At 70.9% G+C, this 22857-nt stretch carries 19 protein-coding genes; 16 read left to right on the forward strand and 3 right to left on the reverse strand.

Features of this window, described 5'->3' with window-relative positions:
• The first annotated feature begins 84 nt into the window (after positions 1-84).
• The 9 genes from ACZ5U5_RS37685 to ACZ5U5_RS37725 all read left to right on the forward strand — a co-directional run bounded on the left by ACZ5U5_RS37685 (position 85) and on the right by ACZ5U5_RS37725 (position 13190).
• Positions 85-1671: a PucR family transcriptional regulator gene (locus tag ACZ5U5_RS37685; RefSeq protein WP_469030935.1), complete on the forward strand. Its 1587-nt coding sequence runs from the start codon at positions 85-87 to the stop codon at positions 1669-1671.
• A 169-nt stretch (positions 1672-1840) separates the two neighbouring features.
• A complete protein-coding gene (locus ACZ5U5_RS37690; protein ID WP_469030937.1) occupies positions 1841-3286 on the forward strand; it encodes an aldehyde dehydrogenase family protein in 1446 nt (481 codons plus the stop codon).
• Between the two features lie 235 nt (positions 3287-3521).
• Positions 3522-5468: an acyl-CoA dehydrogenase family protein gene (locus ACZ5U5_RS37695; RefSeq protein ID WP_469030938.1), complete on the forward strand. Its 1947-nt coding sequence runs from the start codon at positions 3522-3524 to the stop codon at positions 5466-5468.
• A 109-nt stretch (positions 5469-5577) separates the two neighbouring features.
• Complete coding sequence (gene dxr / locus ACZ5U5_RS37700) at positions 5578-6834, forward strand: 1-deoxy-D-xylulose-5-phosphate reductoisomerase (protein WP_469030939.1); 1257 nt, start codon at positions 5578-5580, stop codon at positions 6832-6834.
• A complete protein-coding gene (locus tag ACZ5U5_RS37705) occupies positions 6831-8132 on the forward strand; it encodes a M50 family metallopeptidase (RefSeq protein WP_469030941.1) in 1302 nt (433 codons plus the stop codon). Before dxr ends, ACZ5U5_RS37705 begins: the two co-directional genes overlap by 4 nt.
• 163 nt (positions 8133-8295) lie before the next feature.
• On the forward strand, positions 8296-9453 hold the full coding sequence (gene ispG, locus ACZ5U5_RS37710; RefSeq protein ID WP_469030942.1) for a flavodoxin-dependent (E)-4-hydroxy-3-methylbut-2-enyl-diphosphate synthase: 1158 nt from the start codon (positions 8296-8298) through the stop codon (positions 9451-9453).
• A gap of 467 nt (positions 9454-9920) precedes the next feature.
• Entirely contained in the window at positions 9921-10769 is an 849-nt protein-coding gene (locus ACZ5U5_RS37715) for a GNAT family N-acetyltransferase (RefSeq protein WP_469030943.1), read from the forward strand.
• A 72-nt stretch (positions 10770-10841) separates the two neighbouring features.
• The gene (locus tag ACZ5U5_RS37720; protein ID WP_469030945.1) at positions 10842-11387 is read left to right on the forward strand and encodes a GNAT family N-acetyltransferase; all 546 of its coding nucleotides are present in this window, start codon (positions 10842-10844) and stop codon (positions 11385-11387) included.
• A 108-nt stretch (positions 11388-11495) separates the two neighbouring features.
• Complete coding sequence (locus ACZ5U5_RS37725) at positions 11496-13190, forward strand: proline--tRNA ligase (RefSeq protein ID WP_469030946.1); 1695 nt, start codon at positions 11496-11498, stop codon at positions 13188-13190.
• 263 nt (positions 13191-13453) lie between these two features.
• Here ACZ5U5_RS37725 and ACZ5U5_RS37730 read toward each other — a convergent pair whose 3' ends face one another.
• The 3 genes from ACZ5U5_RS37730 to ACZ5U5_RS37740 are packed head-to-tail and all read right to left on the reverse strand — an operon-like array spanning position 13454 to position 15396.
• Entirely contained in the window at positions 13454-14350 is an 897-nt protein-coding gene (locus ACZ5U5_RS37730; RefSeq protein WP_469030948.1) for an aminoglycoside phosphotransferase family protein, read from the reverse strand.
• A gap of 48 nt (positions 14351-14398) precedes the next feature.
• Positions 14399-14857: a ferritin-like domain-containing protein gene (locus tag ACZ5U5_RS37735; RefSeq protein ID WP_469030949.1), complete on the reverse strand. Its 459-nt coding sequence runs from the start codon at positions 14855-14857 to the stop codon at positions 14399-14401.
• Entirely contained in the window at positions 14854-15396 is a 543-nt protein-coding gene (locus ACZ5U5_RS37740) for a hypothetical protein (RefSeq protein WP_469030951.1), read from the reverse strand. Before ACZ5U5_RS37740 ends, ACZ5U5_RS37735 begins: the two co-directional genes overlap by 4 nt.
• A 240-nt stretch (positions 15397-15636) precedes the next feature.
• Between ACZ5U5_RS37740 and rimP the strand changes: the two genes are divergently transcribed.
• The 7 genes from rimP to truB all read left to right on the forward strand — a co-directional run bounded on the left by rimP (position 15637) and on the right by truB (position 22671).
• Entirely contained in the window at positions 15637-16137 is a 501-nt protein-coding gene (rimP, locus tag ACZ5U5_RS37745; RefSeq protein WP_469030952.1) for a ribosome maturation factor RimP, read from the forward strand.
• Positions 16138-16139: 2 nt separating this feature from the next.
• Positions 16140-17138, forward strand: coding sequence for a transcription termination factor NusA (gene nusA / locus ACZ5U5_RS37750; protein ID WP_469030954.1), 999 nt, complete (start codon positions 16140-16142; stop codon positions 17136-17138).
• A gap of 67 nt (positions 17139-17205) precedes the next feature.
• Entirely contained in the window at positions 17206-17496 is a 291-nt protein-coding gene (locus ACZ5U5_RS37755; RefSeq protein WP_469030955.1) for a YlxR family protein, read from the forward strand.
• A 145-nt stretch (positions 17497-17641) separates the two neighbouring features.
• Positions 17642-20830 carry a translation initiation factor IF-2 gene (gene infB, locus ACZ5U5_RS37760; RefSeq protein ID WP_469030957.1) on the forward strand — a complete coding sequence of 1063 codons (3189 nt, stop codon included), beginning with the start codon at positions 17642-17644 and terminating at the stop codon, positions 20828-20830.
• A 139-nt stretch (positions 20831-20969) separates the two neighbouring features.
• On the forward strand, positions 20970-21263 hold the full coding sequence (locus tag ACZ5U5_RS37765; RefSeq protein ID WP_365824213.1) for a DUF503 domain-containing protein: 294 nt from the start codon (positions 20970-20972) through the stop codon (positions 21261-21263).
• A 32-nt stretch (positions 21264-21295) separates the two neighbouring features.
• A complete protein-coding gene (rbfA, locus tag ACZ5U5_RS37770; protein ID WP_363212631.1) occupies positions 21296-21766 on the forward strand; it encodes a 30S ribosome-binding factor RbfA in 471 nt (156 codons plus the stop codon).
• Positions 21763-22671 carry a tRNA pseudouridine(55) synthase TruB gene (gene truB, locus ACZ5U5_RS37775; protein WP_469030959.1) on the forward strand — a complete coding sequence of 303 codons (909 nt, stop codon included), beginning with the start codon at positions 21763-21765 and terminating at the stop codon, positions 22669-22671. The genes rbfA and truB overlap by 4 nt, the downstream gene beginning before the upstream one ends.
• Positions 22672-22857 lie beyond the last annotated feature (186 nt).

A 22857-nucleotide genomic window follows, 5' to 3' on the forward strand; every position in this document is an offset into this window, starting at 1 on the left:
GCCGACCGGAACGCGTGCCTCACCGCCGCCGCCAGGCATCAGCCGTGATGTGCCCTGACCCTACTGACCAGACCTGAAGGTCCCATGCCGCCCACGCTCGCCTCCCTCGTCCACCACTCCGCGCTCAAGCTCACCGTGCGCGCCGGCGAGGAACATCTGGACGCGCCCGTGCGCTGGGCGCATGCCAGTGAGCTCACCGACCCCGTGCCCTACATGGAGGGCGGCGAGCTCCTCCTGATCACCGCGCTCAAGCTGGATGCGGAGGACCCGGAGGCCATGAGCCGCTACGTGAAGCGGCTCGCGGCGGCCGGCGTCGTCGGGCTCGGGTTCGCGGTCGGGGTGCATTACAAGGACATCCCGGAGGCCTTGGTCGCGGCCGCCGCGGACGAGGGGCTTCCGCTTCTGGAGGTGCCCCGGCGCACCCCCTTCCTCGCCATCAGCAAGGCCGTCTCCGCGGCCATCGCCGCCGACCAGTACCGCGCGGTGACGGCGGGCTTCGCCGCCCAGCGCGAGCTGACCAAGCAGGCGCTGAGCGGCGGCCCCGAAGGACTGCTCGGCGCGCTCGCCGCACAGGTGGACGGCTGGGCCGCGCTGTACGACGCGTCCGGCGCCGTCGTCGCCCACGCCCCCGAGTGGGCCTCCCGCCGGGCCGCCCGACTCACCACCGACGTGGAGCGCCTTCGCGACCGGGCGGCCCCCGCGAGCGCGGTCGTCGCGGGCGCCGAGGACCGGGTGGAGCTGCACTCGATCGGCACGGGACGCCGGCCCCGCGCCGCGCTCGCCGTCGGCACGGCGTCCACCCTCGGCACCGCCGAGCGGTACGCCCTGCACTCCGCCATAGCGCTGCTCACCCTCACCACGGAACGCAACCGCTCACTCCAGGCCGCCGAGGCCCGGGTCGGCTCCGCAGTGCTCCGGATGCTCCTCGCGGGGGAGCCGGACCACGCCCGCACGGTGGCGGGGGAGTTGTACGGCAGCCTGCTCGACGCGCCGTTCCGCCTGGTGGTCGCGGAAGTACCCGCGTCGGCCCCGGCGGACGGCGACCCCTTCGCCCAGCTCACCGACGCCGTCGAGTCGGCCGCGGCCCGCGCGGGCGAGGCGCTCCTGGTCGTCCCCTACGGCGAGCGGCTCGTGCTGCTCGTCGTGGACGACGGCGCGGGAGCCGCGGCCTGCGTCGCGTACGCGCGGACGCTGGAGGCGGGACGCTCCGAGGCGCCGGAGGCCGGTGCGGGCGACGGGGCGGCCCTCCTCCTCGGCCTCTCCGCGCCCGCGGGCCCGATCGCGGCGGCCACCGCGTACAAGCAGGCCGACCAGGCGCTGTCCATCGCCCGGCGCCGGGGCCGCGCGATGGTCGAACACGAGGACCTCGCCGCGGGCTCGGTCCTGCCGCTGCTCGCCGACGACGCGGTGCGCGCGTTCGCCGACGGCCTGCTGCGCGCCCTGTACGAACACGACGCCACCGGCCGGGGCGACCTGATCGCCTCCCTGCGCGCCTGGCTCTCGCGCCACGGCCAGTGGGACGCGGCGGCGGCCGACCTGGGCGTCCACCGCCACACCCTGCGCTACCGCATGCGCAGGGTCGAGGAGATCCTCGGCCGCTCCCTGGACGACCCGGACGTCCGGATGGAGCTGTGGCTGTCGTTGAAGGCGACGTCGAGCGGGACGGAGTAGCTCCGGGGGGAGCGGCCGGGGCGATTGGTCCCGGTTCGGTCCCCTGCCAAAGAGGCGCGCCCCCACGGGGCAGTACTCCGCGTCGGACAAACGACCGTCGCCCTTGCCGCCCCTACGGTGGGGAACGTACCCCCCAAGACACACCTTCGCGGAAGGGCCGGGAATCGACATGACTTCCATCCACGCCTTCTGGCTCGCCGGTCGCCAGACCACCGGTGAGACCACTCTCGACGTCACCTCGCCCTGGGACGGGCGGATCGTCGGCAAGGCGGCCGTCCCGACCGACGCCCAGGTCGAGGAGGCCGTCGCCGCCGCGTACGCCGTGCGCGACGAGTTCGCCGCGACCCCGGCGCACGTGCGGGCCGCCGCCCTCGACCACGTGAGCCGCAGGCTCGTCGAGCGGACGGAAGAGATCGCCCAGCTCATCTCCGCCGAGAACGGCAAGCCGATCAAGTGGGCCCGTGGCGAGGTCGGCCGTGCCGTCTCCGTCTTCCGGTTCGCCTCCGAGGAGGCCCGCAGGTTCAACGGCGGCGAGGCCCAGCGCCTCGACACCGACGCCGGTGGCCAGGGGCGTCTCGCCTTCACCCGCCGCTTCCCCAAGGGTGTCGTCCTGGGCATCGCGCCGTTCAACTTCCCGCTGAACCTCTGCGCCCACAAGATCGCCCCGGCCATCGCGTCCGGCACGCCGATCATCCTCAAGCCGGCGCCCGCGACCCCGCTGTCCGGTCTCCTCATCGGCGAGCTGCTCGCCGAGACCGACCTGCCCGCCGGGTCCTGGTCGGTCCTGCCGGTCGCGAACGACAAGATGCCCGCCCTCGTCCAGGACGAGCGCCTCCCCGTCATCTCGTTCACGGGCTCCGAGAAGGTCGGCTACGCGATCCTTGACTCGGTGCCGCGCAAGCACTGCACCCTGGAGCTGGGCGGAAACGGCGCCGCCGTCGTCCTCGCCGACTTCTCCTCCGACGAGGACCTCGACTGGGCCGCCTCGCGCATCGCGACCTTCTCCAACTATCAGGGCGGCCAGTCCTGCATCTCGGTGCAGCGCGTCATCGCCGATGCCTCCGTGTACGACCGGCTCGTGCCGCGTGTGCTCAAGGCCATCGAGGCCCAGGCCACCGGCGACCCGTCCGACCCGAAGACCGACGTCGGTCCGCTCGTGAACGAGGACGCGGCCAAGCGCGTCGAGTCCTGGGTCGACGAGGCCGTCCAGGCGGGCGCACAGCTGCTCGCCGGCGGCAAGCGTGACGGCGCCTCGTACGCGCCGACCGTGCTCGCCGACGTACCGGCCGATGCCACCATCGCCGTCGAGGAGGTCTTCGGACCGGTCCTCACGATCAAGAAGGTGGACGGCGAGGCGGAGGCGTTCGCCGCCGTCAACGACTCCAAGTACGGCCTCCAGGCGGGCGTCTTCACGCACGACCTGCAGACCGCCTTCCGCGCCCACCGCGACCTGGAGGTCGGCGGCGTGGTCATTGGCGACGCCCCCTCCTACCGCGCCGACCAGATGCCGTACGGCGGCGTCAAGCAGTCCGGCGTGGGCCGCGAGGGCGTCCGCTTCGCGATGGACGACTACACCTACGAGCGGGTCATGGTGATGACGGGCCTCGCCCTCTAATCAGTACCTGTACTCGGTCACGAACCGAACGGCCGGAGCCCACTGTGCGGGGGCTCCGGCCGTTCTCGTGCGCGGGGACGCGATGCGCCGAACGCTGCGCGAGGACTGGTGGGCTCCGGACGAATCGGGTACATACGATCCATACGATCGAGTAGCACCAGTCAGTAACCGACCGGGTCAAGATCGGGTCATACGGAGCCGATCGGCCCCCCTTCGCGGCGAGGTGAGCTCCTCAATGCCCGCACAACCCACACCCCCTCCGGGGGCGTCCGTCAGTGAACGCGAGGCCCGGCAGGTCGCCGAGGCCGCCCGTGAACAGGACTGGCGCAAGCCCAGCTTCGCCAAGGAACTCTTCCTCGGCCGCTTCCGGCTCGACCTGATCCACCCGCACCCCATGCCCGCCGATGAGGACGCCCGGCGCGGCGAGGAGTTCCTCGCCAAACTTCGCGACTTCTGCGAGACGAAGATCGACTCGGCGCGCATCGAACGAGAGGCGCAGATCCCCGACGAGGTGATCAACGGGCTCAAGGAGCTCGGCGCGCTCGGCATGAAGATCGACACGAAGTACGGCGGGCTCGGCCTCACGCAGGTGTACTACAACAAGGCCCTCGCCCTCGTCGGCTCCGCGAGCCCGGCGATCGGCGCGCTGCTCTCCGCCCATCAGTCGATCGGTGTACCGCAGCCGCTCAAGCAGTTCGGCACCCAGGAGCAGAAGGACGAGTTCCTGCCGCGCTGCGCCCGCACGGACATCAGCGCGTTCCTACTGACCGAGCCGGACGTCGGCTCCGACCCGGCGCGCCTGGCCACGATGGCGGTGCCGGACGGCGACTCGTACGTCCTGGACGGCGTGAAGCTGTGGACCACGAACGGCGTCGTCGCCGACCTCCTGGTAGTCATGGCGCGCGTACCGAAGTCCGACGGCCACAAGGGCGGCATCACGGCCTTCGTGGTGGAAGCCGCGGCGGACGGCATCACGGTCGAGAACCGCAACGCCTTCATGGGGCTGCGCGGCCTGGAGAACGGCGTGACCCGCTTCCACCAGGTCCGCGTCCCGGCCGCGCACCGCATCGGCCCGGAGGGCGCGGGCCTGAAGATCGCCCTGACGACCCTCAACACCGGGCGCCTCTCGCTGCCCGCGATGTGCGTCGGCGCGGGCAAGTGGTGCCTGAAGATCGCCCGTGAGTGGTCGGGCGCGCGCGAGCAGTGGGGCAAGCCGGTCGCGCTGCACGAGGCGGTCGGCGCGAAGATCTCCTTCATCGCGGCGACGACCTTCGCCCTGGAGGCCGTCCTGGACCTCTCCTCGCAGATGGCCGACGAGGACCGCAACGACATCCGCATCGAGGCGGCGCTCGCCAAGCTGTACGGCTCCGAGATGGGCTGTCTGATGGCCGACGAACTGGTGCAGATCCGCGGCGGCCGGGGCTTCGAGACCGCAGAATCCCTCGCGGCCCGCGGCGAACGCGCCGTCCCGGCGGAACAGGTCCTGCGCGACCTGCGCATCAACCGCATCTTCGAGGGCTCGACGGAGATCATGCACCTGCTCATCGCCCGCGAGGCGGTGGACGCGCACCTGAAGGTGGCGGGCGACCTGATCGACCCGGACAAGTCCCTGACCGACAAGGCGAAGGCGGGCGCGAAGGCAGGCGGCTTCTACGCCCGCTGGCTGCCGAAACTGGTCGCGGGTCCCGGCCAACTCCCGAGCTCGTACGCCGAGTTCCACCCCAGCGGCCACGCGGACCTCTCCCCGCACCTGCGCTACGTGGAACGCAATGCCCGCAAGCTGGCCCGCTCGACCTTCTACGCGATGTCGCGATGGCAGGGAAAGATGGAGACCAAGCAGGGCTTCCTGGGCCGCGTGGTCGACATCGGCGCCGAGCTCTTCGCGATGAGCGCGGCGTGCGTACGGGCCGAACTGCTGCGCACGACGGAGGACCACGGCCGCGAGGCCTACCAGCTGGCCGACACGTTCTGCCGCCAGTCCCGCATCCGCGTCGACGAACTGTTCGACCGCCTGTGGACCAACACGGACGACGTCGACCGCAAGGTGGTCAAGGGCGTCCTGAACGGCATGTACACCTGGCTGGAAGCAGGCGTTGTCGACCCCAGCGGCGAAGGCCCCTGGATCGCCGACGCGACACCCGGCCCGACCCAACGGGAGAACGTCCACCGGCCGATCCGCTGACGGCTTTCCGGGGCGTTCCCTCACGCGGGAACGCCCCGGAACACGATTTCGGCCGACCGGATCGGGGCGCAGTGTCTCCTCACACCTCCGCCCAGGCAAGAATGGGGGGATGAGCGACAGTCCAGCCCCCCTCGCCGATCCGCATCTCGTCTTCGACCCCGTGGTCACGGACGGTCCCCGGGACATCGTCATCCTCGGCTCGACCGGGTCGATCGGCACCCAGGCCATCGACCTCGTCCTGCGCAACCCCGGCCGCTTCCGCGTCACCGCGCTCTCCGCCGCCGGCGGCCGCGTCGGACTGCTCGCCGAGCAGGCCAGGCAGCTGCGGGTACGGACCGTGGCCGTGGCCCGCGAGGACGTCGTACCGGCGCTGCGCGAGGCGCTGAAGGGGCAGTACGGCAGCGAGCCGCTGCCCGAGATCCTCGCCGGACCCGAGGCGGCCACGCAGGTCGCCGCGTCGCAGTGCCACACCGTCCTGAACGGCATCACCGGATCCATCGGGCTAGCGCCCACGCTCGCCGCGCTCGAAGCGGGCCGCACCCTCGCGCTCGCCAACAAGGAGTCGCTGATCGTCGGCGGGCCCCTGGTGAAGGCCCTCGCCAAGCCGGGGCAGATCATCCCCGTCGACTCCGAGCACGCCGCGCTCTTCCAGGCGCTCGCCTCGGGCACCCGCGCCGACGTGCGCAAGCTGGTCGTCACGGCCTCCGGGGGCCCGTTCCGGGGACGTACGAAGGCCGACCTGGCGGACGTACGGCCGGAGGACGCGCTCGCGCACCCCACCTGGGCCATGGGCCCGGTCATCACCGTCAACTCCGCCACGCTCGTCAACAAGGGCCTGGAAGTCATCGAGGCGCACCTCCTCTACGACATCCCCTTCGAGCGCATCGAGGTCGTCGTCCACCCCCAGTCCTACGTGCACTCCATGGTCGAGTTCACCGACGGATCGACGCTGGCCCAGGCCACGCCGCCCGACATGCGCGGTCCGATCGCCATCGGCATCGGCTGGCCCGAGCGCGTGCCGGACGCCGCGCCCGCCTTCGACTGGACGAAGGCCTCCACCTGGGAGTTCTTCCCCCTCGACAACGAAGCGTTTCCGTCGGTCGGGCTCGCCCGGCATGTGGGGAAGCTCGCGGGCACGGCCCCGGCAGTGTTCAATGCCGCCAACGAGGAGTGCGTGGACGCGTTCTTGAACGGCGCCCTGCCCTTCAACGGGATCATGGAGACCGTCACTAAGGTCGTCGCCGAACACGGCACACCGTCCGCGGGAACTTCCCTGACCGTCGCGGACGTCCTCGAAGCGGAGACCTGGGCGCGCGCCCGGGCCCGTGAACTGACGGCGAAGGCGACCGCGGAGGCTCGCGCATGACGACCTTGATGATGATCCTCGGCATAGTCGTCTTCGCGGTCGGGCTGCTGTTCTCGATCGCCTGGCACGAGCTGGGCCACCTCTCGACCGCCAAGCTGTTCGGCATCCGCGTGCCGCAGTACATGGTCGGTTTCGGCCCGACGATCTTCTCGCGCAAGAAGGGCGACACCGAGTACGGCATCAAGGCCATCCCCCTCGGCGGATACATCCGCATGATCGGCATGTTCCCGCCGGGCCCTGACGGCCGCCTGGAGGCGCGGTCCACCTCCCCGTGGCGCGGCATGATCGAAGACGCGCGGTCCGCCGCCTTCGAGGAGCTCAAGCCCGGCGACGAGACGCGCCTCTTCTACACGCGCAAGCCGTGGAAGCGCGTGATCGTGATGTTCGCGGGCCCGTTCATGAACCTGATCCTCGCCGTCGCGATCTTCCTCGGCGTGATGATGACATTCGGCATCAGCACCCAGACGACGTCCGTCGGCAAGGTGTCCGACTGCGTCATCCAGCAGAGCGAGAACCGCACCAAGTGCGAGAAGGGCGACACGGTCGCGCCCGCCAAGGCGGCGGGCCTGAAGCTCGGCGACAAGATCGTCGGCTTCCAGGGACAGCCCGTCGACGACTGGTCCGCGCTTCAGGGGAAGATCCGCGAGACGATCGGCCCGGCCACCATCACGGTCGAGCGCGACGGCAAGCGCGTGGAACTGCAGGCCAACCTCATCAAGAACCAGGTCAGCAAGACCGACGGTGAGGGCGGCTATGTGGAGGGCAAGTACGTCACCGCGGGCTTCCTCGGCTTCACCCCCGCCACCGGCATCGTCCAGCAGGGCTTCGGCGACTCCGTGAGCCGCATGGGCGACATGATGGAGAACGGCGTCGAGTCACTCATCGCCCTGCCGTCCAAGATCCCCGACCTGTGGGACGCGGCCTTCGGCGACGGCGACCGCAAGCAGGACTCCCCGATGGGCGTCGTCGGCGCGGCCCGCGTGGGCGGCGAGGTCTTCACCCTTGACATCCCGCCGGAGAACCAGATCGCGATGATGCTGTTCCTGGTGGCGGGCTTCAACCTCTCGCTGTTCCTGTTCAACATGCTGCCGCTGCTGCCGCTGGACGGCGGTCACATCGCCGGGGCCCTGTGGGAGTCGGTCCGCCGCAAGGCGGCCAAGCTCCTGAAGCGGCCCGACCCGGGCCCCTTCGACGTCGCGAAGCTGATGCCCGTCGCCTATGTGGTGGCCGGGATCTTCATCTGCTTCACGATCCTCGTCCTGATCGCGGACGTTGTTAACCCGGTAAGAATCTCCTGATAAGGCGAAGTTTGGGACGGCCGGGCACTCTCTGTGTCCGGCCGCCCACCTTTGGGTGGACTTACGGACGGGATGTGCTCGGGCCCTGTGGGGTGCCGTAATCTCGAAGTCTGGAGCCCGCCGAACTCGGGACCTTGATCCACACCTTGGGGATGCACGCCAGATGACTGCCGTTTCTCTCGGAATCCCGTCCGTACCGACCAAGCTCGCCGACCGCCGTGTCAGCCGCAAGATCCAGGTCGGTACGGTCGCCGTCGGCGGGGACGCACCCGTGTCGGTGCAGTCGATGACGACGACGCGTACGTCCGACATCGGTGCGACGCTGCAGCAGATCGCCGAACTCACCGCGTCCGGCTGCCAGATCGTGCGGGTGGCCTGTCCGACGCAGGACGACGCGGACGCCCTCGCGACGATCGCGCGCAAGTCGCAGATCCCGGTGATCGCCGACATCCACTTCCAGCCGAAGTACGTCTTCGCGGCGATCGACGCCGGCTGCGCCGCTGTCCGTGTGAACCCGGGCAACATCAAGCAGTTCGACGACAAGGTCAAGGAGATCGCGCGGGCCGCGAACGACGCGGGCACCCCGATCCGCATCGGCGTGAACGCGGGCTCGTTGGACGCGCGCCTCCTCAAGAAGTACGGCAAGGCCACCCCTGAGGCCCTGGTCGAATCCGCTCTCTGGGAGGCGTCGCTCTTCGAGGAGCACGGCTTCCGGGACATCAAGATCTCGGTCAAGCACAACGACCCGGTGGTCATGGTCAACGCCTACCGCCAGCTGGCCGCGGCCTGTGACTACCCCCTGCACCTCGGTGTGACCGAGGCAGGACCGGCCTTCCAGGGCACGATCAAGTCGGCGGTCGCCTTCGGCGCGCTGCTCTCCGAGGGCATCGGCGACACGATCCGCGTCTCGCTCTCGGCCCCGCCGGTGGAGGAGATCAAGGTCGGCATCCAGATCCTGGAGTCGTTGAACCTCAAGCCGCGCCGCCTGGAGATCGTCTCCTGCCCGTCCTGCGGCCGCGCCCAGGTCGACGTCTACAAGCTGGCCGAAGAGGTCACCGCGGGCCTGGACGGCATGGAGGTCCCCCTCCGCGTCGCCGTCATGGGCTGCGTCGTGAACGGCCCCGGCGAGGCCCGCGAGGCCGACCTCGGAGTCGCCTCCGGCAACGGCAAGGGCCAGATCTTCGTCAAGGGCGAGGTCATCAAGACCGTTCCCGAGTCGAAGATCGTGGAGACCCTCATCGAAGAGGCGATGAAGATCGCCGAACAGATGGAGAAGGACGGCGTCCCTTCGGGCGAGCCGTCGGTGGCCGTCGCCGGCTGATTCTCGCCTGCGCGTCTACGCGTCTACGTGGGCCCCGCCACCGGGGGTTGGTGGCGGGGCCCACGTGTGCGTGTCCTTTGTCTGCGGCCCGTCTCCACGCTGAACCGCCGCTGCGCGGCGGATGTTTCCCGCCCGCCCGCCCGAGGGCCCCGTGGCTGACCCTGCCCACGGCACTGGCTGATGCGGGGCAATCGGGCGGGTGGGCGGGAAACCCGCCGCGGAGCGGCGAAGACGCCCCCCCCGGCCCGCGGAGGAGACGACGACCGAGCCCAAGCCGCCCTACGGCACGAGGTTGATGCCGGGTGATCGGGCGGGTGGGTGGGAGACCCCGCCGCGGAGCGGCGAAGAAGAGCCCCCCGGCCCGCAGGGAAGGGAGACAAAGCCCCCTCCAAGCGACCCCACGGCACAAGGCGCCCCCGCCAGGTACAGTGCGGAGATCAGCAGACCGCATGGTGAGGCCCCCGCACGTGTTGACGCAGACCACCACCAGGGTCCTCGAACCGAGTGACCTGGACGCCGCGCTCGCCGTGCTCGACCGCGAGCCGGTGGCCAATGCCTTCGTGACCTCGCGGGTCCGCGTCGCGGGCCTCGACCCGTGGCGGCTCGGCGGCGAGATGTGGGGCTGGTACCAGGACGGAATGCTGGAGTCCCTCTGCTACGCGGGCGCCAACCTCGTCCCGATCTGCGCGACCCCGCGAGCGGTCCGCGCCTTCGCGGACCGCGCCCGCAGGGCAGGCCGCCGCTGCTCCTCCATCGTCGGCCCCGCCGAGCCCACCGCCCAGCTGTGGCGACTGCTCGAACCCTCCTGGGGCCCCGCCCGCGAGGTCCGCGCCCAGCAGCCCCTGATGGTCACCGACCGGCTCCCGCAGGACATCACCCCCGACCCCTACGTCCGTCGTGTCCGCAAGGACGAGATGGAGACGATCATGCCCGCGTGCGTGGCGATGTTCACCGAGGAGGTCGGCATCTCGCCGCTCGCCGGCGACGGCGGACTGCTCTACCAGGCACGGGTCGCCGAACTCGTCGGCGGAGGGCGCTCGTTCGCCCGCCTGGACCGGGACGGCAAGGTCATCTTCAAGGCAGAGATCGGCGCGGCCACGGCACTGGCCTGCCAGGTGCAGGGCGTCTGGGTGGCCCCCGAGTACCGGGGCCAGGGCTACGCGGCACCGGGCATGGCGGCCGTCCTGCGCTACGCCCTCGCGGACGTCGCCCCCGTGGTCAGCCTCTACGTCAACGACTTCAACACCGCGGCCAGGGCGGCGTACCGCCGGGTGGGTTTCCAGGAGGTCGGGGCGTTCATGAGCGTCCTGTTCTAGCCTCCGTCCAGCCCCTACGCGTCTCACACCGCACTCCTCACGTCCCCCCGTCCGCGAGTTAAAGTTCGGCGCATGACTGACGACGTCGTGATCGGGCCGCTGGACCTCGCCACGCGCGTGGACGAAGCGCTGCGGGTGCAGGCCCACGCCTTCGGGCTCAGCGACGACGAGGTGAGCGTGCGGCGGCAGATCGTGCTGCGGCACATCACCTACCCCGGCGCCCGCGCGCTCGGCGCCACCACCCCCGAGGGGAGGCTCGTCGCCTTCGTCTACGGCATGCCCAACGACCGCGGCCACTGGTGGTCCACGGTCGTCGAGCCGTATCTGCGCGTGCGGGGCATGGAGGACTGGCTCGACGACTCCTTCGTGATCACCGAGCTCCATGTGCAGCCCGGCCACCAGAACCACGGCATCGGCCGCACGCTCATCACCACCATCACGGACGCCGTCGACCAGCCCCGCTCGATCCTCTCCGCGATCGACGTCGAGAGCCCCGCGCGGGGCCTCTACCGCTCCCTCGGGTACACCGACCTGGCCCGCAACGTCCAGTTCCCTAGCGCCCAGAAGCCGTACGCGGTGATGGGCGCGCCCCTGCCGCTGAGGCGTCCGGGCACCTAACCGATTTCCGCCCGCGCCGGGGCCCCGCGTAACCTCCTGCCAAGCACCCTCCCCCAAGCTCTCGGCTTCGCTCGAGCAGGGGGGACCCCCATCCCGCAGGAGTTCACCATGGCCCAGGTCCAGCGCATGTCCCGCTTGATGATCAAGACACTGCGCGACGACCCGGCGGACGCGGAGACGCTCAACCACAAGCTCCTCGTCCGGGCCGGCTACGTCCGCCGCACCGCCGCAGGCATCTGGTCCTGGCTGCCGCTGGGCAAGAAGGTCCTGGACAACATCACCAACGTCGTGCGCGAGGAGATGGACGCCATCGGCGCCCAGGAAGTCCTCCTGCCGGCGCTCCTGCCCAAGGAGTCGTACGACGCGACGGGCCGTTACGACGAGTACGGCGACCTGCTCTTCCGCCTCAAGGACCGCAAGGGCGCGGACTACCTCCTCGGTCCCACGCACGAGGAGATCTTCACCCAGATCGTCAAGGACCAGTGCTCGTCCTACAAGGACCTGCCGGTGGTGCTCTACCAGATCCAGACGAAGTACCGCGACGAGGCCCGCCCCCGCGCCGGTGTGCTCCGCGGCCGCGAGTTCCAGATGAAGGACTCGTACTCCTTCGACACGACGGACGAGGGCCTCGCCGAGTCGTACGCCCTGCACCGCGCCGCGTACATCAAGATCTTCGAGCGTCTGGGCCTCGACCACCGCATCGTCTCCGCCGTCTCCGGCGCGATGGGCGGCTCGGCCTCCGAGGAGTTCCTGGCGCCCGCGCCGGCCGGTGAGGACACGTTCGTGGACTGCCCCGCGTGCGACTACGCGGCCAACACGGAGGCCGTGTCCTTCGTGGCCACGGCGGTGGACGGTTCCGCGCACGGTCCCGTCGAGGACCTCGACACCCCCGACACCCCGACCATCGAGACGCTCGCGGCCCACCTCGGTGTGCCCGCCTCGGCGACCCTGAAGAACCTCCTGGTCAAGGTCGACGGCGAGATCGTCGCCGTGGGCGTTCCCGGTGACCGTGAGGTCGACCTCGGCAAGCTCGGCGAGCACCTGTCGCCCGCCGTCGTGGAACTGGTGACGGCGGAGGACTTCGAGGGCCGCGACGATCTCGTACGCGGTTATGTCGGTCCGCAGGGCCTGGAGAAGGTCCGCTACATCGCCGACCCGCGGGTGGCCGCGGGCACGGCCTGGATCACCGGCGCCAACAAGATCAACACGCACGCGAAGAACGTCGTCGCGGGCCGTGACTTCGAGGTCGACGACTACCTGGACGTCGTGGTCGTCGAGGAGGGCGACCCCTGCCCCAAGTGCGGCACCGGCCTGAAGCTGGACCGCGCCATCGAGATCGGCCACATCTTCCAGCTGGGCCGCAAGTTCGCCGACGCCTTCCAGCTGGACGTGCTCGGGCAGCAGGGCAAGCCGGTCCGCGTGACCATGGGCTCGTACGGCATCGGCGTCTCGCGCGCGGTGGCGGCGCTCGCCGAGCAGACGGCGGACGACAAGGGGCTGTGCTGGCCCCGCGAGATCGCCCCGGCCGACGTGCACGTGGTGGCCGCGGGCAAGGCGCTCCAGACGGAGCTCGCCCTTGACGTCTCCGAGCAGCTGAACGCGGCGGGTGTGCGGGTCCTGGTCGACGACAGGGCCGGCGTCTCGCCCGGCGTGAAGTTCACCGACGCGGAGCTGATCGGTGTCCCGACCATCCTGGTCGCGGGACGCCGCTCCGCCGAGGGCGTCGTGGAACTGAAGGATCGGCGGACCGGGGAGCGCGAGGAGCTGACGGTGGCTGAGGCTGTTGCGCGGCTGACGGCCTGAGTCCTGGCTGGGGTTCGGGCGGACCCTGCGGGGCTCTCCCCAACCCCGCCCCTTCCCGAAACCATGGGGCTCCGCCCCTGGACCCCCAGATCGCCCTCCGGGCTCTGTCCTCAAACGCCGGACGGGCTGGAAATCCAGCCCGTCCGGCGTTTGAGGACAACTCGGCGGAGCCGGTGATTGCGGTCACCAAGGCCCCCGCGCCAGAGCGGGTTTTTGGGAAGGGGCGGGGTTGGGGAATAGCCCCGCAGGGCCGGCCCGCCCCCCTACAACCAACCCGCGAACTCCAACAACAGCTCCGCATCCTGCTCCCGCCCCACACGGCGGGCCCGCACCCCCGACTCCACGGCGCGGAACAACGTCCACCCCCGCAGCCGCTCCTGATCCACATCCAGCGACTCCGCCAGCTTCTTCACCCGGCGGCGGGTGATCGAGGACCCCGAGGGGGAAGCGATCAGGTCCTCGACGCGGTCGCGCACGAGCCGCGCCAGGTCGAACGCGGGCTCCCCGACCACAGGGTCGGGGCCCACGGCCAGCCACGGCACACGATCCCCCTGAAGCACCTTGCTCTGCCGGAACGTGCCGTGCAGCAACCGCACCTCGTCCGGCGGCCCCGCGAGCAGCTCGTCCCGGGCGGCGAGCGCGGCGTCCACCAGGGGCGCGACCTCCCCGTCGGCAGACGCCCGCATCGCGTCGGCCTGCCGCCCCGTCCGCTCCGCGACCGTCTCGAAACGGTGATCCGTGGGCGGCTCCACCCACAGCCGGCGCAACGTGCCCGCGGCCTCGAGGAGCGCCTTGGCCTCGGGCAGCGAACGGACCGACACGTCGCGGTGCAGCCGTTCGAGCAGGAGGGCCCCGTCCGCGGCCGAGGGGTCGAGCAGCCGTACGGCGCCGAGCCCGTTCCAGTGCGCGAGCGCGGCCCGCTCGCTCTCGGGGCGCGACCTCGGCGGCACCAGCTTCAGCACCGCGGGCGTCTCGTCGGCCCGGCGCACCATGACGACGAGACTGCTGCGCCCACCGGGCACATGGACCCGCTCGACGGTCAACTCGCGTAGAGCGACGGCCTGTTCGGCCCCCCCGGGCAGCTTCTCCAGCCAGTCGTCGCCGTCCTGCGCCGTCTCACCGAGTGCGGTGACCAGACGCCGGGGCGGTTCGAGAGCCATACGCGAGGTGTTCCCTTCCTGAGCGGGTCAGGGTCCTGCTGACGGACCCTAGGCCTTGGGCGCCGAGGAGCCAGAAGTGGCGGCCCGCTCGGCGAGACCAGGGAAGGTTACGCTCCCGCCGCGCCACCGCGCCGCACGGACCGCCGCCTCCCGCAGCGCTTCGGCCGCGTGCCCACGCCGGGCGCCGGTGGTGGCCCGTACGAGATCCGAGTAGACGCCCGCGACCCGCTCCTCCAGCTCCGTCGCGAGCCGCACGGCGGCCGCGGAGTCCGGCACCGCGAACGGCAGCGCGTAGGCGGCCGCCGAGGGCTCCGGCTCGCCGCCCAGGTCGCGCACGGCGCGCTGCAACTCGTCGCGCCGGGCGCGATGCGCGTCGTACGCCGTGCGCGCCTCGTCCCTGCGGTCCTCGCCGATCCGGCCGCCGACGACCCCGAAGCCGTACACGGCGGCGTGCTCGGCACCGAGCGCGGCCTGCACCGCCCGCAACTCGTCCTTGGAATCGCTCACTTGTCGCCCTCCGTCAGCAGATACGCGTGCGCGGCGCCCGACGCCGCCACCGAAGCGAGCAGCCTGGCCAGCTCAGCAGGCGCGTCGAGCAGGTCGTTCCCGCGCCGCTTCGCCAGCTCCCGCTCGGCCTTGGCCAGCTCACGCACGGCGTCCTTCTCGTCCTTGGGGACGGAGGGCTTGCGGGAGGGCGTCGCGGAGGGCGAGGCGGAGCCGGACGCGGCAGCGGGGCTCGGCGGCGCGGACCCCTCGGTGAACACCTTCTCGTGCCGCTTCACCTCCGCCCGCAGCGGATCGAGGCGACCGGCAAGGGAGGGATGCGCGGCAAGGACGGCGTCGTACCGTCCCAGCAGCTCACCGCTGTCCCTGGCGGCACGCGCGCGCAGCCGCGCGGCGGCGGCAGGACGCTCGTCCGCGTCCGTGGACGCGGAGTCCGAGCAGCCCGAGAGCAGCACGGCCCCGGCCGCTCCTGCGGCCCCGGTCAGCAGGCTCCTGCGGCGCGGCCCCGAGCGGGCGTGCGAGGGGGTGGGATACGACGGCACAGCAGACGTCCTCGGCAGGAAGGCCAGAAAGGCAGGCAGTCAGAAGGTGGGCGGGCCGGGCGTGAGCCCGGTGATCACCGTACCTGCGGCCTGCCCTCGTACGCGTGAGCGGCTCGATGCCGGTCCTGCGGCGGCCGTACAGCGGGCCGACAGCGGCGGCAACACCCCTCGGGACCGGATACCCTTTGACCTGACACGCGACAAACCCACAACAGCACACGCGGCCGAGGAGTCACCCGGATGAGCACCACCCAGAGCGAGAGGCTGCGAGAACTGCTGGAACCGCTCGTCAGCTCCAAGGAACTGGATCTCGAAGAGATCGAAGTGGCCTCGGTCGGACGCAAGCGGGTGCTGCGGGTGGTCGTCGACTCCGACGACGGCGTGGATCTGGACCAGATCGCGGAGATCAGCCGCGAACTCTCCGAGAAGCTCGACGAGAGCGACGCGATGGGCGACGGGGAATACACCCTCGAAGTCGGCTCCCCGGGCGCGGAGCGCCCGCTGACGGAGCACCGCCACTATCTGCGCGCCGTCGGCCGCCTGGTGAAGTTCCAGCTGACAGAGGGCGGCGACGAGCTGATCGCCCGCATCCTCGACGTGGACGACGAGGGCATGAATCTTGAAGTGCCGGGCGTGAAGGGGCGCAAGCCCACCGCCCGCAGGCTCACCTTCGACGCGATCGCCAAGGCGCGCGTCGAGGTCGAGTTCAACCGCAAGGACAAGAAGGAAGAGGAGGCGTAGCCGTGGACATCGACATGAGTGCCCTGCGGGGCCTGGTCCGCGAGAAGGAGATCTCCTTCGACCTGTTGGTCGAGGCGATCGAGTCTGCTCTTCTCATCGCCTACCACCGCACCGAAGGAAGCTTCCGTCGTGCCCGCGTGAAGCTGGACCGCGAGAGCGGCCATGTGACGGTGTGGGCGACGGAGGACCCGGCGGACCTCGAAGAGGGCCAGGAGGCCAAGGAGTTCGACGACACCCCGTCGGACTTCGGCCGCATCGCCGCGACGACCGCCAAGCAGGTCATCCTGCAGCGCCTGCGCGACGCCCAGGACGACGCGACCCTCGGCGAGTACGCGGGCCGTGAGGGCGACATCGTCACGGGCGTCGTCCAGCAGGGCCGCGACCCGAAGAACGTGCTGGTCGACATCGGCAAGCTCGAGGCCATCCTGCCGGTGCAGGAGCAGGTCCCGGGCGAGGAGTACGCCCACGGTCTGCGCCTTCGTTCGTACGTCGTCCGGGTGGCGAAGGGCATGCGCGGCCCCTCCGTCACGCTCTCCCGTACGCACCCGAACCTCGTCAAGAAGCTCTTCGCGCTCGAGGTCCCGGAGATCGCCGACGGATCGGTCGAGATCTCGGCCATCGCCCGCGAGGCGGGACACCGGACCAAGATCGCGGTGCGCTCGACCCGTCAGGGTCTCAACGCCAAGGGCGCCTGCATCGGTCCGATGGGCCAGCGTGTGCGCAACGTCATGGCCGAGCTCAACGGCGAGAAGATCGACATCGTCGACTGGTCGGACGACCCGGGCGAGATGGTCGCCCACGCGCTCTCCCCGGCGCGGGTCAGCAAGGTGGAGATCGTCGACATGGCGGCCCGTTCCGCACGGGTCACGGTGCCGGACTACCAGCTGTCCCTCGCGATCGGCAAGGAGGGCCAGAACGCCCGCCTCGCCGCGCGGCTCACGGGCTGGCGCATCGACATCCGCCCCGACACCGAGCAGCCGCAGGACTCCCAGGAGTCTTGATCAAGACAACAACCGTTCGATTTTTGCCCCAAAGGGGTGAGGTCGGTACGGGGAGGTAGACTTAATCGTGTCTGGCCGGACGCAAGCCCGCGCATGCCCTGAACGCACCTGTGTGGGGTGCCGGGAGCGAGCGGCCAAGAACGATCTGCTGCGCATCGTGGCGAAAGAGGGCGCTTGCGCCCCCGATCCAAGCGGTACGCTGCCCGGCCGGGGTGCGTATATCCACCCCGTCCCGGTCTGTCTCGACCTGGCGGTCCGACGCAGAGCGTTCCCGAGGGCCTTCCGGGCCCTGGGCCCGCTCGACACGGCGGACTTGCGCCGAGTCGTCGAGACAGTTGCCCAGCAGGCAACACCGTAAGGAAGGTCGCGCGGAACCCCGCGCGACCCTGGTATTCCGCGAGTTGGAAGTAGGTCGAGATTGCGATGAGCACTCGATGAGCACGCGATGAGTACGCCCATGAAGTAGCGACGGTCCGGCGTAACCCGGACCTAAAAGGAGCGAAGTGGCTAAGGTCCGGGTATACGAGCTCGCCAAGGAGTTCGGCGTAGAGAGCAAGGTCGTCATGGCCAAGCTCCAAGAACTCGGTGAATTCGTACGTTCGGCGTCCTCGACGATCGAGGCGCCCGTAGTACGTAAACTGACTGACGCATTGAACACGGGTGGCGGCAACGGCAAGTCCGCCGCCAAGCCCGGGGCGCCGCGCAAGCAGGCCGCCCCCAAGCCGCCGGCCCCCTCGGGCTCGGCGTCCCCCTCTCCCGCGCAGGCCGCCCGTCCGGGTCCGGCCGCGCCCAAGCCGCCGGCGGCCAAGCCCGCCGCCGCGGCCGACAAGCCCGCGGCCTCCCCGGCCGCTCCCGGCCCGCGTCCGGGTCCGAAGCCGCCGACGCCCAAGCCGGCGCCGGCAGCTCCGGCTGCCCCGGCCGCACCCGCCGCGCCTGCCGCGCCGGTCACCCCGGCTCCGGCCGCCCCGGAGTTCACCGCTCCGCCGGCCGCTCCGGCTGCCCCGGCCGCCTCTTCGGCGCCGGCAGGCCCCCGTCCGGGCGCTCGCCCGGGTGCCCCGAAGCCCGCGGGCCGTCCGGCCCCCGGCCAGGGTGGTCAGGGTCAGGGCGGTCAGGGCCGTGGCGACCGCGGCGACCGTCAGGGTGGCGCTCCGCGTCCCGGCGGCCAGGGTGGCGCTCCGCGTCCCGGTGGCCGTCCGGCCGGACCGCGTCCGGGCAACAACCCCTTCACCTCTGGTGGCTCCACCGGCATGGCGCGCCCGCAGGCGCCCCGTCCGGGCGGCGCCCCGCGTCCCGGCGGCCAGGGTGGCCCCGGCGGTCCCGGCGGCGCCCCGCGCCCGCAGGGCCAGGGCGGCCAGGGTGCTCCCCGTCCGCAGGGTCAGGGCGGCGCTCGCCCCAGCCCCGGCGGCATGCCTCGCCCGCAGGGGGGCGCTCCGCGCCCCGGCGGTGGTGCGCCTGGCGCCGGTGGTAATCGTCCGAACCCCGGCATGATGCCGCAGCGTCCCGCCGCGGGCCCGCGCCCCGGCGGTGGCCCCGGCGGTGGCCGTGGTCCCGGCGGTGGCGGTCGTCCCGGCGGTGGCGGCGGCGGTCGTCCCGGTGGCGGCGGCTTCGCGGGCCGTCCCGGTGGTCCCGGTGGCGGTGGCGGCGGTTTCGCCGGTCGTCCCGGTGGTCCCGGTGGCGGTGGCGGCGGTTTCGCCGGTCGTCCCGGTGGCGGCGGTGGCCGTCCCGGCTTCGGTGGCCGTCCCGGCGGTCCCGGTGCCCGTGGTGGCACGCAGGGTGCCTTCGGCCGTCCCGGCGGGCCCGCCCGTCGTGGTCGCAAGTCGAAGCGGCAGAGGCGCCAGGAGTACGAGTCGATGCAGGCTCCGTCGGTCGGCGGCGTCATGCTGCCGAGGGGCAACGGCCAGGCTGTCCGCCTGTCCCGTGGTGCCTCGCTGACCGACTTCGCCGAGAAGATCAACGCCAACCCGGCGTCGCTCGTCGGCGTGATGATGAACCTCGGCGAGATGGTCACGGCCACGCAGTCCGTGCCGGACGAGACGCTGAAGCTCCTCGCGGACGAGATGAACTTCGTCCTCGAGATCGTCAGCCCCGAGGAGGAGGACCGCGAGCTGCTCGAGTCCTTCGACATCGAGTTCGGCGAGGACGAGGGCGGCGAGGAAGCGCTCATCGCGCGTCCGCCGGTCGTCACCGTCATGGGTCACGTCGACCACGGCAAGACCCGCCTTCTGGACGCGATCCGCAAGACGAACGTCATTGCGGGCGAGGCCGGCGGCATCACGCAGCACATCGGTGCCTACCAGGTCGGCGCCGAGGTCAACGGCGAAGACCGTCGCATCACCTTCATCGACACCCCCGGTCACGAGGCGTTCACCGCCATGCGTGCCCGTGGTGCGAAGTCCACCGACATCGCGATCCTCGTGGTCGCGGCGAACGATGGTGTGATGCCGCAGACGATCGAGGCGCTGAACCACGCCAAGGCGGCCGAGGTGCCGATCGTGGTCGCGGTCAACAAGATCGACGTCGAGGGTGCCGACCCGACCAAGGTGCGCGGTCAGCTCACCGAGTTCGGTCTGGTGGCCGAGGAGTACGGCGGCGACACGATGTTCGTCGACATCTCCGCCAAGCAGGGCGAGAACATCGAGGCCCTCCTGGAGGCCGTGGTCCTGACCGCGGACGCCTCGCTCGACCTGCGGGCCAACCCGGAGCAGGACGCGCAGGGTATTGCGATCGAGTCCCACCTGGACAAGGGCCGCGGCGCCGTCGCGACCGTCCTCGTCCAGCGCGGTACCCTCCGCGTCGGTGACACGATGGTGGTCGGCGACGCGTACGGCCGAGTCCGCGCGATGCTCGACGACAAGGGCGAGAACGTGACGGAGGCGGGTCCCTCGACTCCGGTCCTCGTCCTCGGTCTCACCAACGTCCCGGGTGCCGGCGACAACTTCCTGGTCGTCGACGAGGACCGTACGGCCCGTCAGATCGCCGAGAAGCGTGCCGCCCGTGAGCGCAACGTCCGCTTCGCCCGCAAGGGTGTTCGGTTCTCCCTGGAGAACCTGGACGAGGCCCTCAAGGCCGGTCTGGTGCAGGAACTCAACCTCATCATCAAGGGCGACGCGTCCGGTTCGGTGGAGGCTCTCGAGTCCTCGCTGCTCCAGCTCGACGTCGGCGAAGAGGTCGACATCCGCGTCCTGCACCGCGGCGTGGGTGCGGTCACCGAGTCGGACATCGACCTGGCGACCGGCTCCGACGCGATCGTGATCGGCTTCAACGTCCGTGCGGCCGGTCGTGCCGCCCAGATGGCCGACCGCGAAGGCGTGGACGTCCGGTACTACTCGGTCATCTACCAGGCGATCGAAGAGATCGAAGCGGCCCTCAAGGGCATGCTCAAGCCGGAGTACGAAGAGGTCGAGCTCGGCACGGCGGAGATCCGCGAGATCTTCCGCTCGTCCAAGCTGGGCAACATCGCCGGTGTTCTTGTCCGGTCGGGCGAGGTCAAGCGCAACACCAAGGCGCGCCTCATCCGCGACGGCAAGGTCATCGCGGAGAGCCTCAACATCTCCGGTCTGCGCCGCTTCAAGGACGACGTCACCGAGATCCGCGAAGGGTTCGAGGGCGGTATCAACCTCGGCAACTTCAACGACATCAAGATCGACGACGTCATCGCGACGTACGAGATGCGCGAGAAGCCGCGAGGCTGATCCACGTAGCTCGAACCGGGGCCGGTCGAGGGGAGGTAAATCCCGTCGATCGGCCCCGGCCGTTCCGTGTACGGTTCTTGTGTCCCTGCCAAGTGGTTGGCGGGGCACGACCCCGAACCGGCGGGACATCCGGACACACATGTATGTGGGGACACTGTCCTTCGATCTGCTCCTCGGCGACGTTCACTCGCTGAAGGAGAAACGCTCCGTCGTCCGCCCGATCGTCGCCGAACTCATCCGCAAGTACGCGGTGAGTGCGGCGGAGACGGGGAACCAGGACCTCCATCGCAGGGCCGAGATCGGCCTGGCGCTGGTCTCCGGGGAGACGGGGCACCTCACCGACGTACTGGACCGGTGCGAGCGCCTGGTCGCCGCCCGTCCGGAGGTGGAGCTGCTCTCCGTTCGACGCAGGCTCCACGGCGACGAAGACTGATTGCACAGCAAGGCGAAGAAGGAGACGGAGCAGTGGCCGACAACGCGCGGGCGAAAAGGCTGGCGGACCTCATCCGAGAGGTGGTTGCCCAGAAGCTGCAGCGCGGGATCAAGGACCCGCGGCTCGGTACGCATGTGACCATCACGGACACCCGGGTCACGGGTGACCTGCGGGAGGCGACCGTCTTCTACACGGTCTACGGGGACGACGAGGACCGCGCGGCGGCCGCCGCCGGTCTGGAGAGCGCCAAGGGCGTCCTCCGCTCCGCGGTCGGCCAGGCGGCGGGCGTGAAGTTCACCCCCAGCCTCGCCTTCGTGGCGGACGCGCTGCCGGACAACGCACGGGCCATCGAGGACCTCCTCGACCGGGCCCGGATGTCGGACGAGAAGGTGCGTGAGGTGTCCGCGGGCGCCGAGTTCGCCGGCGGGGCCGACCCGTACCGCAAGCCGGAGGACGAGTCCGCCGACGACGCAGAAGAAACGGACGGCGACGCCCGCGCATGAGCAACACCGGCAACAAGACGCCGGACGGACTTGTCATCGTCGACAAGCCGTCCGGCTTCACTTCGCATGACGTGGTCGCCAAGATGCGCGGGATCGCCAAGACCCGCCGCGTCGGCCACGCGGGCACCCTGGACCCCATGGCGACGGGCGTCCTCGTCCTCGGGGTGGAGCGGGCGACCAAGCTCCTCGGCCACCTCGCGCTGACGGAGAAGGAGTACCTCGGCACGATCCGGCTTGGCCAGAACACGGTCACGGACGACGCCGAGGGTGAGTTCACCTCGTCCGCCGACGCCTCGGGCGTCAAGCGCGACGCCATCGACGCGGGCATCGCCAAGCTCTCCGGCGACATCATGCAGGTGCCGTCGAAGGTCAGCGCCATCAAGATCGACGGCAAGCGGTCGTACGCGCGGGCACGCGAGGGCGAGGACTTCGAGATCCCCGCCCGGCCGGTGAAGATCTCCGCCTTCACTGTCTACGACGTCAGGGACGCCGTCGCCGATGACGGCACCCCCGTCCTCGACCTGGTCGTCTCCGTCGTCTGCTCGTCGGGGACGTACATCCGGGCCCTCGCCCGTGACCTGGGCGGGGACCTCGGGGTCGGCGGCCATCTGACGGCACTGCGGCGCACCCGCGTCGGGCCGTACAAGCTGGACGCGGCCAAGACCATCGACCAGCTCCAGGAGGAGCTGACGGTGATGCCGGTGGCCGACGCCGCCGCTGCCGCGTTCCCGCGCTGGGACGTCGACGAGCGGCGGGCGAAGCTGCTGCTCAACGGCGTACGGATCGAGATGCCGGGGGAGTACGCCGGGGCCGGCGCCGTCGCGGTGTTCGATCCGGAGGGCCGCTTCCTGGTCCTGGCCGAGGAGCTGAAGGGCAAGGCCAAGAGCCTGGCCGTCTTCGCCTGAGCCTCAGGCCCCTTCTGACGGATCTCCGTCGTGGAGCGGCGGCAGCTGTCCGCTCGGCCGCACGCCGCTCCGCGACGAATCCCCCCCACCCAAGTTGTATCCACCACGCCCCGCCGATTCACCCCTTTGGGCAGGCGCTCGGAGTGAACCGAGGGAGCAGAAGGGGGCGCGTTCGCGACGCGTTCT

Source organism: Streptomyces sp. NPDC033177, assembly GCF_055577715.1.

Bases quoted from the DNA above. Each gene is read 5' to 3' on its own strand.
- ACZ5U5_RS37720 (WP_469030945.1), top strand. From the start codon at position 10,842: ATGACTGACGACGTCGTGATCGGGCCGCTGGACCTCGCCACGCGCGTG.
- ACZ5U5_RS37695 (WP_469030938.1), top strand. From the start codon at position 3,522: ATGCCCGCACAACCCACACCCCCTCCGGGGGCGTCCGTCAGTGAACGC.
- rimP (WP_469030952.1), top strand. From the start codon at position 15,637: ATGAGCACCACCCAGAGCGAGAGGCTGCGAGAACTGCTGGAACCGCTC.
- ACZ5U5_RS37685 (WP_469030935.1), top strand. From the start codon at position 85: ATGCCGCCCACGCTCGCCTCCCTCGTCCACCACTCCGCGCTCAAGCTC.
- ACZ5U5_RS37725 (WP_469030946.1), top strand. From the start codon at position 11,496: ATGGCCCAGGTCCAGCGCATGTCCCGCTTGATGATCAAGACACTGCGC.
- ACZ5U5_RS37730 (WP_469030948.1), bottom strand. From the start codon at position 14,350: ATGGCTCTCGAACCGCCCCGGCGTCTGGTCACCGCACTCGGTGAGACG.
- truB (WP_469030959.1), top strand. From the start codon at position 21,763: ATGAGCAACACCGGCAACAAGACGCCGGACGGACTTGTCATCGTCGAC.
- ACZ5U5_RS37765 (WP_365824213.1), top strand. From the start codon at position 20,970: ATGTATGTGGGGACACTGTCCTTCGATCTGCTCCTCGGCGACGTTCAC.
- ispG (WP_469030942.1), top strand. From the start codon at position 8,296: ATGACTGCCGTTTCTCTCGGAATCCCGTCCGTACCGACCAAGCTCGCC.
- ACZ5U5_RS37705 (WP_469030941.1), top strand. From the start codon at position 6,831: ATGACGACCTTGATGATGATCCTCGGCATAGTCGTCTTCGCGGTCGGG.
- dxr (WP_469030939.1), top strand. From the start codon at position 5,578: ATGAGCGACAGTCCAGCCCCCCTCGCCGATCCGCATCTCGTCTTCGAC.
- ACZ5U5_RS37690 (WP_469030937.1), top strand. From the start codon at position 1,841: ATGACTTCCATCCACGCCTTCTGGCTCGCCGGTCGCCAGACCACCGGT.